Raw genomic sequence first — 13,600 nt, 5'->3', positions numbered from 1 at the left:
GGCGCGAAGGGTCAGATCCAGCTGCTCAGCCACATGTGCAGGTGCCAGAAGTCGTACGGCACGTTCGCCGCCGCGATGATCGGGTACCAGAACGCCGACAGCGCCACAGCGACCCCGAGGAACACGAGCACCAGGCGCTGGCCGGTGAGCCGGCGGTACGAGCCGGCCCTCGGCGGCCCGGAGATGTCCTTGAGTGCGAAGGTGAGCGCCAGGAGCATGAACGGCAGGATGAGCACCGTGTAGAACTGGAACACCGTGCGCTCGGGCAGGAACAGCCAGGGCACGTAGGTGACGACCACACCGGTGAGCACGAGCGCGTAGCGCCAGTCGCGCACGACCACGAAGCGGTACACCAGGTACAGGACCGCAGCCACTCCGGCGTACCAGACGAGCGGATTCGGCATCGTCGAGATCACTTCGACGCAGCCGTTCGAGGCGCCGCAGCCGTTCACGCCGAGCGCATCGTGGTGGTAGTAGACACCGGTCGGGCGCATCAGCAGCGGCCACTGCCACGCCGGGCTCGCATAGGCATGACCCGAGGTGATGCCCGCCGTGGAGGTATACATCGCGACGTGATAGAGCCACAGGCTCTCGAGCGGATTGCTTCCGGCGTGGCGGTCGTATCCGCCGTCGGTGACCAGCCAGCCGGTCCACGACGCGACGTACACGAGCACGGCGACAGGGACGAACAGCAGGAAGGTCACGAGACCCTGGCGCACGGCATCCGTCGGCCAGAAGAGCACGCCCGCGCGGCGACGCGCGAGCGCATCTGTCACCACGAGGTAGACGCCGAGCCCGGCGAGCACCCACGCGCCGGACCACTTCACGGCGCTCGCCACGCCGAGCGCCGCACCCGCCGCGATGACCCACGGCCGGTTCCACAGCACGGGTCCCAACGACGGAGCCTCGTCGCCGTCGAACCGCGCCGCCACGGACTCGGCGATCCGCGTCATCGTGCGCTCCCGATCGCGCAGCAGGAAGAGGACGGCGAGCAGCACGAAGAACGTCAGGGAGGTATCGAGCAGCGCGACGCGGCTCATCGAGATCGCGAGGCCGTCCACCGCCATGAGCAGGCCCGCCACCACCGCGAATGTGGTCGATCGCGTCAGGCGCTTGGCTATCAGCATCAGCAGGAGCACGCAGGCGATGCCGAGGAGCGCGGTCGTGATCCGCCACCCCCACCCCGACTCGGGGCCGAGCACCTTCATGCCCAGCGCGATGATCCACTTGCCGAGCGGCGGGTGCACGACGAACGACGGGTCCGTCGAGAAGACATCGACATCGCCCGACAGGAACCGCTCGTTGGCGCCGCCCGGCCAGGATCCCTCGTACCCGAGGTTGAGCAGAGTCCACGCGTCCTTGACGTAGTACGTCTCGTCGAACTGGTTCATCAGGTCGTGCGCGGCGGCGAGGTTCCACAGCCGCAGGACGGCGGCGATGACGAGCACGATCGCCGGTCCGAGCCAGGCGTAGAGGCGCCGGGCGCGCGCATCCCGGCTCAGGCGGCGTGCAAAGCGGTCGTACAGGCTCGGACGTGCCGGCGGAATGAGGGGCGCGGCGGACTGGTCGGCACTGTGCTGGTCGACACTGGGCTGGTCGACCGCGGGCCGTGGGGCATCCGTCACCCGGCAAGTTTAGGCTGAGGGCGTGATCATCCTCGCGGCGACCCCCATCGGAAACCTCGGGGACGCGTCCCGCCGCCTCGTCGAGGCCCTCTCCGAGGCGACCGTCGTCGCCGCCGAGGACACCCGCACGACGCAGCGGCTGCTGGCCGCGCTCGGCATCTCGAACAGACCGCGCCTGATCGCCCTGCACGACCACAACGAGAAGGAACGCGCTCCGGAGCTCGTGGAGCTCGCTCGGGAACAGGACGTGCTCGTGCTGAGCGACGCCGGCATGCCCACGGTGAGCGACCCCGGCTACGGGCTCGTGGCGGCGGCCGCCGACGCGGGCGTCCTCGTGACAGTGATCCCGGGGCCGAGCGCGGTCGTGACCGCGCTCGCGGTATCGGGGCTGCCGACCGACCGCTTCACCTTCGAGGGATTCGTGGCGCGCAAGCCGGGAGAACGAGCGGCGGGCTTCCGCTCGCTCGCCTCGGAGCCGCGCACCATGGTCTTCTTCGAGGCGCCCTCGCGGGCGGCGGCCACGCTCGCCGACATGGCGACCGCCTTCGGCGCGGATCGGCGTGCGGCCGTCTGCCGCGAGCTCACGAAGCTGCACGAGGAGGTAGCGCGCGGACCGCTGGCCGACCTCGTCGCGTGGGCCGAGGCCGGCGTGCGGGGAGAGCTCGTGATCGTCGTCGAGGGGGCGCCAGCGCGCGCCGTCGCCTTCTCCGACGCGGTGACCCAGGTCCTCGAGCTCGTCCGCGAGGGCACACGCCTCAAGGCCGCCGCGGCCGAGGTGTCCGGCTTGACCAGACACTCCAGCCGCGAGCTGTATCAGGCAGCCCTCTCGATGCGCGGATAGCGCGCCTAGGGCTTCCGCTTCTTCAGCTGGTGCACCGCCTTCTCGACGAGCTTCGTGGTCGCCTTCACATCGACGGCCGTCGCCTTCGAACCGGCGAGCACGACCTCGCCCACCGCGACCGCGTCGTCGAGTCGGGCTTCTTGTCGTAGGTCGTGGCGATGTCCGACAGCACGGCGGTGAGGGTGAGAGCCTCCCACGCCTTCGGCGCGAGCTGATGCGCGAGGTCGGCCCAGAAGTCCGAATAGTGGAAGTCCACCCGCACGTCCGAGCCTGCGGCGGTCGCACGCTCCCCGATCTCGACGGCGCGGTCGACGTCGACGTTGCCGCCGCCGTAGCCGCGGCCCGTCGCGTCGTAGGGGTCGTTCCAGACGCGGACGCGCACCGAGTTCACGCCGTCGGCGGCGAGCATCTCGAAGAGGTCGGCGGGCTGCCCTGCGGCATCCCGGAACACCACCCCGCTCTCTTCGAGCGAGAGCACGGTGGAGACGTCGACGCCCATTGCGAAGTCGTCGGCGAGACCGTCGACCATGTCGGCGAAGATGCCGGCGTCGACCGGCTCGTCGGCCTCATCGGCGGCTGCCGGGGCCGCGAGCGCGAAGCCGGCGATGAGGGTGACGGATGCCGCGGCCGCGGCGAGGACCGCACGGGGTGGCGGCGGAAGAGGGTGGACATGAACATCTCCGATCGACGATGATCAGGGACCCGGGTGGGGTCAGCCCTTGACGGAGCCGGCGGTGAGCCCGCCGACGATGTAGCGCTGCAGCGACAGGAACAGGACGAGCACGGGAATGGCGGCGATGACGGCGCCGGCCGCGAACAGGCCCCAGTTGGAGGCGAGCTGGTTGGAGACCCACTGGTACATGCCGACGGCGAGCGTCCAGTTCTCCTCCGAGACGAGGACGATCTTGGCGATGATGTAGTCGCCGAACGCCGCGATGAAGGCCAGCAGCGCCACGACCGCGAGGATCGGCGTCACGAGCGGGATGATGAGCCGCCAGAAGATCTGCGCGTGCGTCGCGCCATCGATCTTCGCGGACTCATCGATCTCGATCGGCACCGTGTTGAAGAAGCCGTACATCAGGAACGTGTTCACGCCGAGCGCACCGCCCAGGTATACGCAGATGAGCGCGATCTTCGAGTTGAGTCCGAGCACGGGAACCACCTCGCCGAGGGCCAGCAGCATGAGGAAGATCGCGACGAACGCGAGCGCCTGCGGGAACATCTGGATGATGAGGAGGCCGGTGAGCCCGGCCCGGCGCCCTGAGAAGCGGAAGCGCGAGAACGCGTAGGCCGCTGCGGCGCCCATCAGCACCGCTCCCACCGCGGCGATGCCGCCGATCAGCAGGGTGTTGCCCGCCCACGTCCAGAACCGGGTCTCGCCGAGTGCGGCGTAGTTGGACACGTCGATCACGCTGAAGAGGGCGTTGCTGGCGGCGAGCGTGCCGTACGGGTTCAGCGACGCCGACAGCACGTACACGAGCGGGAAGATCGCGTAGAAGATCACGACGACGGCGAGGAGATACTTCCAGCCGACCTCGAGCAGCCAGCGCCGCCGGCGGGCGGCACGGCGATCTTCGGGGGCACGGGTGGCCCGTCCCGCAGCGACCTCGGTGGTGGTGGTCATCACTGGAACTCCTCGAGCTTGCGGGTCTGGCGGAACGCGATCGCCGAGATGCCCCCGACGACGGCGAACACGAGGATGGACAGCGCGCTCGCGAGGCCGTAGTCGGCTGCGCCGCCCGAGACCCCCGAGATGTCGTAGATCGCGGAGATGAGGATGTCGGTGGCGCCGAGCGCGTACGGCGCGCCGGGTATCGCCGGGCCGCCGTTGTTGAACATGTAGATGACCGTGAAGTTGTTGAAGCTGAACGCGAACGACGAGATCAGCAGGGGCGCGGTCGCGACGAGCACCAGCGGCAGGATGATGGACCGGAGCTGTCGGGTCCGGCCCGCGCCGTCGATGGATGCCGCCTCCAGCGTGTCCTGCGGAAGCGCCTGCAGCGCGCCGGTGCACACCAGGAAGTAGTACGGGTAGGTGAGCCACAGGTTCACCCAGACCACGGCGGCGCGGGCGAGCCATGGATCGCCCAGCCAGTTGATGTTGGCGCCGAAGAAGAACAGGTCGTTGATCACGCCGAACTCGGCGTTGAACATGCCGCGGAACAGCAGCGCCGACATGAACGCGGGGAACGCGTAGGGGAGGATGTACAGCGTTCGCAGGAACCGCCGGCCCTTCAGGCGCGCGTCGTTGTAGATGAGCGCGAGCAGGAGCCCCAGCGCGAACGGCAGCACGACCGAGAGCGTCGCGAACGCGAAGGTCCACACGGTGACCGATAGCAGCGTCTGCGCGAGCGCGGGATCGGTGAACAGGCGGAAGAAGTTCTCGAACCCGACGTTCACGTACCAGCCGGTGGGAAGCGCCGAGCCGTCCTCGGCGACGAACGAGCCCTGGTCGTTCGCGGTGTAGACCGTGCCGGTGGTCGTGTCGGTGATCGTCTGGGCACCGGCATCCCACACCAGCGTCGACTCGTAGACGGCGCCCGACGAACCGTCGCGCGTGCGGATCGAGCCGTCGTTGGGGTCTTCCGACACCGCGACGCGCAGGCCGGCGATCTGCTCCTGCAGTTCGGCGTCGGTGATGACCGTGGTGCGCGGCACGACGTCCCAGCCAGGGACCTCCGTGGGGACGCCGCCGCTGCCCACTTCGGCATCCCGGGCCTCTTCCAGCGGCTGCTCGGCCGACCCGACGAGCACGTCGCCGTTCTCGTCGACGACCGCGAAGCCGAGCTCGCCGACCCGCTCGACCACCGAGAGCGGGTAGGTCGGCGAGTCCTCGATGCGACGCTCGCCCTGGATGAGCGCCGCCTCGACGGCCTGCTCCTGCGTGCCGGCGTGGCCCGTGCCGTAGTTCGTGAAGGCGATGTACGCGGTGTACCCGAAGATGAACACCTGGAACACGAGCAGGAACACCAGCCCCGGCAGCAGGTACTTGAGCGGCAGCGACCGTCTGGTGAAGTAGACGACGTCGGCCGCGAGCAGCAGCACGAGCGTCGCCGAGAACACGACCCACGACTCGACGCGGAACGCGCTCAGCAGCGTCATCACCCCGAATGCGTTGACGAGCGCCATCAGCGCGAGCTTCGCGAGGAAGCCCCAGCCGGGGCCCCGCCAGCGGCGCGCGTGCGATTCGCGCGGCGCGGGCTCTGCCGGCGCCCGTGGGGTGGTGGGTGCGTCCACCGTCATTCGTCTGCTCCTGTCACGGTCCCCGTCGACCTGGGGCAATCGGGGTGCGGATGTGTGGGGTCGAGATGGTGGGGTCCGGGAGGCGGGGAGAGGCACTCACCCGCCTCCCGGAGTCGATCGGCCGCAGGCGGTCCTGCGGCCCGTTCAGGCGACCGAGGTCAGCCGGCGACCGCGGCCTGGACGTCGGCGACCATCGTGTTCCACGTCGACACGGGGTCGGCGCCGTCGATGATCTGCGACTGTGCGGCGTTCCAGAGGTCCCACACCGAGCCCATCTCGGGGATGCTCGGCATCGGCACGCCGTTCTGCGCCGACGCGAGGAACCCCGCGATGATCGGGTCGGAGGAGACCTCGGTGGCCAGGGTCGACCACGCCGGGATGCGCGGGTCCGCCTCGTAGAGGGCGCGCTGCGCCTCCTCGGTGCCGAGGTAGTTCACGAGGAACTCCTGCGCGAGCAGCGCGTTCTTCGACTGCGAGCTCAGGTAGAAGCCCTGCACGCCCACGAACGGCGCCGCCGTCTCGCCGCCCGCCGTGGGGATCGGGTTCACCGCGATGTTCTCGACGTCGGGATAGGCGCTGATCGCCCAGGGGCCCTGGATCGTGTACGGCGCCTTGCCGGTGTTGAACAGCTCGTTGTTGATGTCGTAGTCGACCGTCGTCGAGACGTAGCCGGTGCCGGCCGAGCCGTTGGCGCCGAGCCACGTGGCGAAGCCCTCGCCCGCCACGCCGCCCATGCCGACCTCGGCCGTGTACGAGCCGGAGTCGTCCTGCACGAAGACCGGGGCGCCGAACGACGTCTGGAAGCCGTACATCGTGTAGCCGTCGCCGGTCTCGCCGTTGGTGTTGATCACGAACGGACGCTCGGCGCCGGACGCGAGGCCCTTCTGGATCATGTCGTCCCACGTCGCAGGGGCCTCGGCGCCGACGAGGTCGACGTTCTGCACCAGCGCGATGGTCTCGAGCGAGTACGGGAGGGCATAGAGCTGTCCGTCGTAGGTCATGGCCTCGAGGGCGACCGGCTCGAACTCCGACGCCTTGTCGCCGAGGTCGATCGTGTCGACGACGCCCGCGGCGACGAGCGCGCCCAGCCAGTCGTGCGCGCCGACGGTGATGTCGGGGCCCTCGCCGGTGGGGACCTGCGCGATGAAGTCGTTGCGGAGGTCCTCGAAGTTCTTCTGCACGAGTGTGACGGTGGCGCCGGTCTCCTCTTCGAAGGCGGCCGCGGCGTCGGCGATGGACTGCTCGCGCTCCTCGTCGGTCCAGATGACGAGCTCGGCGCCACTGCCGTCGGACTCGCTGTCGCCGTTGTCGGACGAGCCGCCGCCGGCGCAGCCGGCGAGGACGACCGCTGCGGTGAGCGCCAGCGCTCCGAGTGCGATCTGCTTTCGCATGGTTTCCCTTTCGGTGGTGGGTGGTGTTGCAGGTTTCGGGTTCGGGTCAGGAGGTGCGGTCCGTGCGGACGACTGCGATGCCGCCGGCGGTCACGACGAACTCCCCGTCGACCGCCCGGCCGGTGAGGAGCTCGACGCCCGAGGCGGCGAGCGTGACGTCGTCGTCCCGGTGGTTGATCGCGACCGTGTAGTCGGCCGCGTCTCCGCGGCGCACGACGACCTCGAGCCCCTCGGGGTGCACCGACGGCGCCACGCCGGCGTCGGCGTACACGTCGTTCATCACGGTGCGCAGGCCCGCGGCATCCAAGCGGGTGCTGATGTACCAGCCGTGTCCGGTGCCGTGCGAGTGGCGGGTGATCGCGGGCTTGCGGGCACCGGGGCCGTCGAGGTACGTCGCCCTTACGTCCGCCCCGCTCGGCACCAGGTCCTCCTGCCAGGCGTCGGCGAGGAGTGTGGCGGGTGCGGCACCCGTCCACTGCACCGCGTGGCGGGCACCCTCGCGCAGGGGCAGGAACTCCTCCACGACCACGCCCAGCGCATCGCGCAGCGGCGCGACGAAACCGCCCGGGTGGACGGCGTCGTTCTCGTCGACGATCGCGGAGAAGAAGGAGACGACGAGCGTGCCGCCGGCTTCGACGTACCGCGTCAGGTTGGCGGCATCGGCGGCACTCAGCAGGTACTGCGCGGGGGCGAGAACGAGCTTGTAGCCGGACAGGTCCTGACCGGGCAGCGCGAAGTCGACGGTGATGCCGTCGCGCCAGATCCGCTCGTAGAACGCGCGGATCTGCTCGGCGTGCGAGACGTCCACCGACGGGCGCCACTCGAGGTCCTGCGCCCAGAAGGACTCGAAGTCCCACAGGATCGCGACCTCCGCCTGCACCCGCGAGCCGCGCACCTCGTCGAGGCGTCCCAGCGCGTCGCCGAGCTCGACCACCTCGCGCCACACGCGGGAGGTGGTGCCGGCGTGGGGGATCATCGCCGAGTGGAACTTCTCGGCGCCCGAGCGCGAGGCGCGCCACTGGAAGAAGAGGATCGCATCGGCGCCGCGCGCGAGGTGCGTGAGCGAGTTGCGGGCCATCTCGCCGGGACGCTTGGCGATGTTGCGCGGCTGCCAGTTCACCGCCGACGTCGAGTGCTCCATGAGGATCCACGGCTTGCCGTCGCCGACGGAGCGCGACAGGTCGGCCGCGATCGCGAGCCCGACCTCCCCCTCCGGGTCGGCCGCCCACAGGTAGTGGTCGTCCGACACGATGTCGACCTCGCGGGCCCAAGCCCACATGTCGGTCGTCCAGCTCTGGTTGGCCATGAAGTTGGTCGTGATCGGCTGCGGGGCATGGGCGCGGATGGCATCGCGCTCGGCGACGAAGCAGGCGCGGAGCTGGTGGTCGGTGAAGCGGGCGAAGTCCAGGCGCTGCGCCGGATTCACGACCGAGGGCGCCGCCGCGGGGGCGCCGATGTGGTGCCACTCGCCGTAGCGCTGGCCCCAGAACGTCGTGCCCCACGCCGCGTTGAGCGCGTCGAGGGTGCCGTACCTGTCGCGGAGCCACCCCCGGAAAGCGCGGACCGACTGGTCGGAGTAGTCCTCGCCGACCGGCACGCCGTACTCGTTGTGCACGTGCCACAGGACCACGGCGGGGTGCGAGCCGTAGCGCTCGGCGAGCGCCGACGCGATGCGCACGATCGCCTCGCGGTAGGCCGGTGAGGAGTGCGAAGCCATGCCGCGCGCACCGAAGCCCATCGTGACCCCGTCGCGCGTGACGACGCGGGCATCGGGGTGATCGGCGAAGAACCACGCCGGGGGAGAGGCGGTGGGGGTGCCGAGGTCGACAGAGATGCCGTTGTCGTGCAGCAGGTCGAGCAGCTCGTCGAGCCACGCGAAGTCGAAGACGCCCTCGCTCGTCTCGATCAGAGCCCAGGCGAAGATCCCGACGCTCACCATGTTGACGCCGGCCTCGCGCATCAAGGCGACGTCTTCGCGCCACACCTCCCGGGGCCACTGTTCGGGTGTGTAGTCGCCGCCATAGGCGATTCCCCGGATCTCGGGCCAGCGGTCGGGCGAAGTCATGGACGCTCCATCGGGTCGATGCGGGTGTGATCCGCAAGTCATGGCGGGCACGGTCGGAGTGCGACTGTGACCGGTCACAGTTCTACCTGAGCGTGTGTCCGGATGCGGGCGCAGGGCGTCAACCGTTACCCAACTGTGACCGGTCACAGTCGAGGTCGTGTCGGCGCGATGTTCGCGGCCCGGCGGGGAGTAGAGTCGCTCGTCGTGGACGAGACGACGACCGTGCGGCGCAAACCGACGATCCGCGATGTGGCCGCGGCGGCCGGCGTCTCTCGCGGCACGGTGTCACGGGTCATCAACGGCGGGCACTGGGTGTCGCCCGACGCGCGCGTGGCCGTCGAGGAGGCGATCCGGCGCACCGGCTACACCGCCAACCACGCGGCGCGCAGCCTCGCAACCGGTCGTGCCGGGTCGCTCGCGTTCCTGCTCACCGAGCCGCAGCACCTGCTGTTCGACGATCCGACCTTCGCGCTCCTGCTCCGCGGCGCCGCCGAGGCGCTCGCCCAGCGGTCGATGACACTGGTGCTGCTGGTCGCCGGCACACCGGCCGAGCGCGCCAACGTCACGCACTTCGTCAGTGCCGGTCACGTCGACGGCGTGCTGCTCATCTCGTCTCACGAAGCCGATCCGCTCGTGGAGGAGCTGCTCGAAGCCGGCGTGCCCACCGTATGCTGCGGCATCCCGCTCGGCCACGAAGCCCAGGTGCCGACGGTGTCGGTCGACGAGATCGGTTCGGCGCGCGAGATGACGCGATACCTCCGGGGGCGCGGTCATCGCCGCATCGCGATGATCGCCGGCCCTCACGACACGCCGGGCGGCAGGTTCCGGCTCGTGGGCTTCGAGGAGGAGATGGGCGCGGACTTCGACCCCGCGCTCGTCGAGGAGGGCGACTACAGCCAGGAGTCCGGGGCCGTCGCGATGGCGCGCCTGCTGGAGCGGACGCGCGACATCGACGCCGTCTTCGCCGGGAGCGACCTGATGGCCGCCGGCGCCGTCGCGACGCTGCGCAAGGCGGGGCTGCGCGTGCCCGACGACATCGCGGTCGCGGGATTCGACGACTCGGGTCTCGCCGCCACCCATGAGCCCGCGCTCACCACGATGCGCCAGCCATGGGACCGCATCAGCGACGGGATGGTGTCGCTGCTCCTGGAGGTCATCGCCGGGGCTCACCCGGAGCCCATCACGCTGCCGACGACCCTCATCGTGCGCGACAGCGCCTGAGTGCTGCGTTCCGGGGCCTGAGTGCTGCGTTCCGGGCCTGAGCGCTGCGCTCCGGGCCTCAGCGCGGCCTTCCAGGCCCGAGTATTACGTTCGGGTCCGTTTCGCCGCGCGCGTGGCGGCGTCCGGTCACGGCGGCGGACGCGCCATCCGCGCTGGCTAGACTCGTCGGGTGACTTCCGGCCCCTCGTCCTTCTACATCACGACGCCGATCTACTATCCGAGCGACGTGCCCCACATCGGCCACGGCTACACCACCGTGGCGGTCGACACCCTCGCGCGCTGGCACCGCCAGGCGGGCGACGACACCTGGATGCTGACCGGCACCGACGAGCACGGACAGAAGATGATGCGGGCGGCCGCCGCGAACGGCGCGACGCCGCAGGAATGGGTCGACCGTCTCGTGGGCGAGTCGTGGTTCCCGCTGCTGAAGACGCTGGACGTCGCCAATGACGACTTCATCCGCACGACGCAGCCGCGCCATGAGGAGCGCGTCCGCGCGTTCGTGCAGGCGATCTACGACCGCGGCTACATCTACGCCGGCGAGTTCGAGGCGCTCTACTGCGTGGGCTGCGAGGAGTTCAAGACGGAGTCCGAGATCGTCGACGGCGCCGGGCCCTTCGAGGGTCTCAAGGTCTGCGCGATCCACTCCAAGCCGCTCGAGCTGCTGCAGGAGAAGAACTACTTCTTCAAGCTGAGCGAGTTCCAGGACAAGCTCCTCGAGCTCTACTCCGGCGGCGACTTCATCCGGCCGGAGTCGGCGCGCAACGAGGTCGTCTCGTTCGTCAGGAACGGCCTGAAGGACCTCTCGATCTCACGGTCGACGTTCGACTGGGGCATCAAGGTGCCGTGGGACGAATCGCACGTGATCTACGTGTGGGTCGACGCGCTGCTCAACTACGCGACGGCCGTCGGCTACGGCAGCGACCCCGTGGAGTTCGCGCGACGCTGGCCCGCCTACCACGTCGTCGGCAAGGACATCCTGCGCTTCCACGCCGTCATCTGGCCCGCGATGCTGATGGCCGCCGGCGTCGACGTGCCCAAGGGCGTCTTCGCGCACGGCTGGCTGCTCGTCGGTGGCGAGAAGATGTCGAAGTCGAAGCTCACCGGCATCGCCCCGACCGAGATCACCGACGTGTTCGGCTCGGACGCCTACCGGTTCTACTTCCTGTCGGCGATCGCGTTCGGGCAGGACGGATCGTTCTCGTGGGAGGACCTCTCGGCCCGCTACCAGGCGGAGCTCGCGAACGGCTTCGGCAACCTCGCGTCGCGCACCACCGCCATGGTCGAGCGCTACTTCGAAGGAATCGTGCCGCCGCCCTCGTCGTACACCGAGGCCGACCTGCACATCCAGACGACGGTGGCGGATGCCGCGGCTCGCGCCGACGATGCGATCGAGCGATTCCGCATCGACGAGGCGATCAGCTCGGTCTGGACGATCGTCGACGCGCTCAACCTGTACATCACCGAGAACGAGCCGTGGGCGCTCGCCAAGGACGACTCCCAGCGGGAGCGCCTCGGCACCGTGCTGTACACGGCGGCGGAGGGCCTCCGTGCGCTGGCGGTGCTGCTGTCGCCGGTCATGCCGGAGTCGACCGAGAAGCTCTGGATCGCGCTCGGCGCCGCAGAGTCGATCGGCCGCCTGCAGGACCAGCCGATCCGCGAGGCGGGCGGATGGGGCGTGCTGAAGCCCGGCACGTCGGTCAACGGCCTGGCGCCGCTCTTCCCGCGCGTCGAGCAGTCGGTCTGATGGCGACACCCCCCGTCCCGTACCCGGCGGAGGGCTCGGACCCCTCGCAGTACGTCCGCACCCGCGAGAAGGGCTCGCGCGACGTCACGTACCCCGTGGCGCCGGAGCCCCTCGCGGTGCCGGTCTACGACAACCACGCCCACCTCGAGATCGAGGACGGCGAGGTCGGTCTGTCGCTCGACGAGCAGCTGCAGCGGGCGGCGGCGGTCGGCGTCGTCGGCGTCGTGCAGGCGGGCGGCGACATCGACTCGAGCCGGTGGTCGGCGTGGGCCGCGGCATCCCATCCCCGCGTACTGGCGGCCGTCGCCATCCACCCCAACGAGGCGCCCGCGTACAAGACGGCCGGCCGCCTCGACGAGGCGATCGCGGTGATCGACGAGCTGGCGGCGCAGCCGCGCGTGCGTGCGATCGGCGAGACCGGCCTCGACTTCTTCCGCACCGGCGAGGACGGGCGGCCCGCGCAGTTCGAGAGCTTCGAAGCGCACATCGCGCTCGCGAAGAAGCATGGCGTCGCGATGCAGATCCACGACCGCGACGCCCACGACGCCGTGCTCGAGACCCTGGATCGGGTGGGTCCGCCGGAGCGGACCGTCTTCCACTGCTTCTCGGGCGACGCCGCGATGGCCCGCCTCGCGGGCGAGCGCGGCTACTGGCTGTCGTTCGCCGGCAACGTCACCTTCAACAATGCGCAGAACCTCCGCGACGCGCTCGCGGTGATCCCGCGCGAGCGGATCCTGGTCGAGACGGATGCCCCGTTCCTTACTCCGACGCCGCATCGCGGTCGTCCGAACGCGCCGTACCTCGTCCCGGTGACGGTGCGCTTCATGGCCGCCGAACTCGGCGTCGACGTCGACGAGCTGTGCGCACAGCTCGCGGCGAACACGCTCGAGGTCTACGGAGCCTTCGAGGACTGACGGGAATTCAAGGAGCGCCGTGGACGGCGAGCTGTGGGATGTGACGGATGCCGACGGCATCCCCACCGGACGCACGCACCGTCGCGGCGACCCGGACTTCCCGGCGGGGATGTTCCACATCGTGGCGTCGGTGTGCGTCGTGCGCGGCGACGGGCTCGTGCTCATGACGCGCCGCGCGGCCATCAAGGACTTCCCGCTGGACTGGGAGTTCCCGGCGGGCAGCGCCCTCACCGGCGAGACGAGCGCCCAGGCCGCGGTGCGTGAGCTCGCCGAAGAGGCCGGGGTCCGGGTCGGCGCCGACGACGTGGTGCTGGTCGGCCGGCTCACCGAGCGGACGGCCCTGTTCGACGTCTATGTCACGGCCGTCGCGGGCGACCCGGCCCTGACGCTCGACCCGGAAGAGGTGTGCGAGAGCGCGTGGGTCCCGTTCGCGGAGGCGCTCCGCCGCGCAGCGGCGGGCGAGATGGCAGCGCCATGGGTGCCGCGGCTGGAGCGGTTCGGCACACGTCTGGCCGAGCTCGTGGAGTCGCGAGGCGCGTAGCCGGCTGATCCA

Annotated in this window: 11 protein-coding genes; 5 read left to right on the top strand and 6 right to left on the bottom strand. The window is 70.1% G+C overall.

Annotated features, from left to right (window positions below; genetic code table 11):
- Positions 1 to 11: 11 nt before the first annotated feature.
- Positions 12 to 1,625, bottom strand: coding sequence for a glycosyltransferase family 39 protein (locus MRBLWS13_RS05415; RefSeq protein WP_349428002.1), 1,614 nt, complete (start codon positions 1,623 to 1,625; stop codon positions 12 to 14).
- A 22-nt stretch (positions 1,626 to 1,647) separates the two neighbouring features.
- Between MRBLWS13_RS05415 and rsmI the strand changes: the two genes are divergently transcribed.
- Positions 1,648 to 2,466, top strand: a complete 819-nt coding sequence (rsmI, locus tag MRBLWS13_RS05410) for a 16S rRNA (cytidine(1402)-2'-O)-methyltransferase (RefSeq protein ID WP_349428001.1) — start codon at positions 1,648 to 1,650, stop codon at positions 2,464 to 2,466.
- Positions 2,467 to 2,530: 64 nt separating this feature from the next.
- On the opposite strand, the gene MRBLWS13_RS05405 is transcribed toward rsmI, so the two are convergent.
- From MRBLWS13_RS05405 to MRBLWS13_RS05385, 5 genes are all read right to left on the bottom strand, one after another.
- A complete protein-coding gene (locus tag MRBLWS13_RS05405) occupies positions 2,531 to 2,995 on the bottom strand; it encodes a glycosyl hydrolase 53 family protein (protein WP_349428000.1) in 465 nt (154 codons plus the stop codon).
- Positions 2,996 to 3,178: 183 nt separating this feature from the next.
- Positions 3,179 to 4,090: a sugar ABC transporter permease gene (locus tag MRBLWS13_RS05400; protein ID WP_349427999.1), complete on the bottom strand. Its 912-nt coding sequence runs from the start codon at positions 4,088 to 4,090 to the stop codon at positions 3,179 to 3,181.
- Entirely contained in the window at positions 4,090 to 5,709 is a 1,620-nt protein-coding gene (locus MRBLWS13_RS05395; protein ID WP_349427998.1) for an ABC transporter permease subunit, read from the bottom strand. Before MRBLWS13_RS05395 ends, MRBLWS13_RS05400 begins: the two co-directional genes overlap by 1 nt.
- A gap of 158 nt (positions 5,710 to 5,867) precedes the next feature.
- Positions 5,868 to 7,100, bottom strand: coding sequence for an extracellular solute-binding protein (locus MRBLWS13_RS05390; protein WP_349427997.1), 1,233 nt, complete (start codon positions 7,098 to 7,100; stop codon positions 5,868 to 5,870).
- Positions 7,101 to 7,146: 46 nt separating this feature from the next.
- Positions 7,147 to 9,165 (bottom strand): beta-galactosidase, encoded by a 2,019-nt coding sequence (locus MRBLWS13_RS05385; RefSeq protein ID WP_349427996.1) that lies wholly within the window; start codon positions 9,163 to 9,165, stop codon positions 7,147 to 7,149.
- Between the two features lie 204 nt (positions 9,166 to 9,369).
- On the opposite strand from MRBLWS13_RS05385, the gene MRBLWS13_RS05380 reads away from it, so the two are divergent.
- The 4 genes from MRBLWS13_RS05380 to MRBLWS13_RS05365 all read left to right on the top strand — a co-directional run bounded on the left by MRBLWS13_RS05380 (position 9,370) and on the right by MRBLWS13_RS05365 (position 13,588).
- A complete protein-coding gene (locus tag MRBLWS13_RS05380) occupies positions 9,370 to 10,386 on the top strand; it encodes a LacI family DNA-binding transcriptional regulator (protein ID WP_349427995.1) in 1,017 nt (338 codons plus the stop codon).
- A 169-nt stretch (positions 10,387 to 10,555) separates the two neighbouring features.
- The gene (gene metG, locus MRBLWS13_RS05375) at positions 10,556 to 12,133 is read left to right on the top strand and encodes a methionine--tRNA ligase (protein WP_349427994.1); all 1,578 of its coding nucleotides are present in this window, start codon (positions 10,556 to 10,558) and stop codon (positions 12,131 to 12,133) included.
- Complete coding sequence (locus MRBLWS13_RS05370) at positions 12,133 to 13,047, top strand: TatD family hydrolase (RefSeq protein WP_349427993.1); 915 nt, start codon at positions 12,133 to 12,135, stop codon at positions 13,045 to 13,047. The genes metG and MRBLWS13_RS05370 overlap by 1 nt, the downstream gene beginning before the upstream one ends.
- A 19-nt stretch (positions 13,048 to 13,066) precedes the next feature.
- Positions 13,067 to 13,588 carry an NUDIX hydrolase gene (locus MRBLWS13_RS05365; protein WP_349427992.1) on the top strand — a complete coding sequence of 174 codons (522 nt, stop codon included), beginning with the start codon at positions 13,067 to 13,069 and terminating at the stop codon, positions 13,586 to 13,588.
- Positions 13,589 to 13,600: the final 12 nt, after the last annotated feature.

Origin of the sequence: Microbacterium sp. LWS13-1.2, assembly GCF_040144835.1 — a bacterium.
GTDB lineage: Bacteria > Actinomycetota > Actinomycetes > Actinomycetales > Microbacteriaceae > Microbacterium.
Note: the sequence above shows the minus strand (reverse complement) of the source record. Positions and strands in the feature narration are given on the sequence as shown.

What these genes read in the sequence shown, in the direction of transcription:
- MRBLWS13_RS05395 (WP_349427998.1), bottom strand. Translation starts at nt 5,709, where the DNA reads ATGACGGTGGACGCACCCACCACCCCACGGGCGCCGGCAGAGCCCGCG.
- MRBLWS13_RS05400 (WP_349427999.1), bottom strand. Translation starts at nt 4,090, where the DNA reads ATGACCACCACCACCGAGGTCGCTGCGGGACGGGCCACCCGTGCCCCC.
- MRBLWS13_RS05370 (WP_349427993.1), top strand. Translation starts at nt 12,133, where the DNA reads ATGGCGACACCCCCCGTCCCGTACCCGGCGGAGGGCTCGGACCCCTCG.
- MRBLWS13_RS05405 (WP_349428000.1), bottom strand. Translation starts at nt 2,995, where the DNA reads ATGGTCGACGGTCTCGCCGACGACTTCGCAATGGGCGTCGACGTCTCC.
- MRBLWS13_RS05390 (WP_349427997.1), bottom strand. Translation starts at nt 7,100, where the DNA reads ATGCGAAAGCAGATCGCACTCGGAGCGCTGGCGCTCACCGCAGCGGTC.
- MRBLWS13_RS05385 (WP_349427996.1), bottom strand. Translation starts at nt 9,165, where the DNA reads ATGACTTCGCCCGACCGCTGGCCCGAGATCCGGGGAATCGCCTATGGC.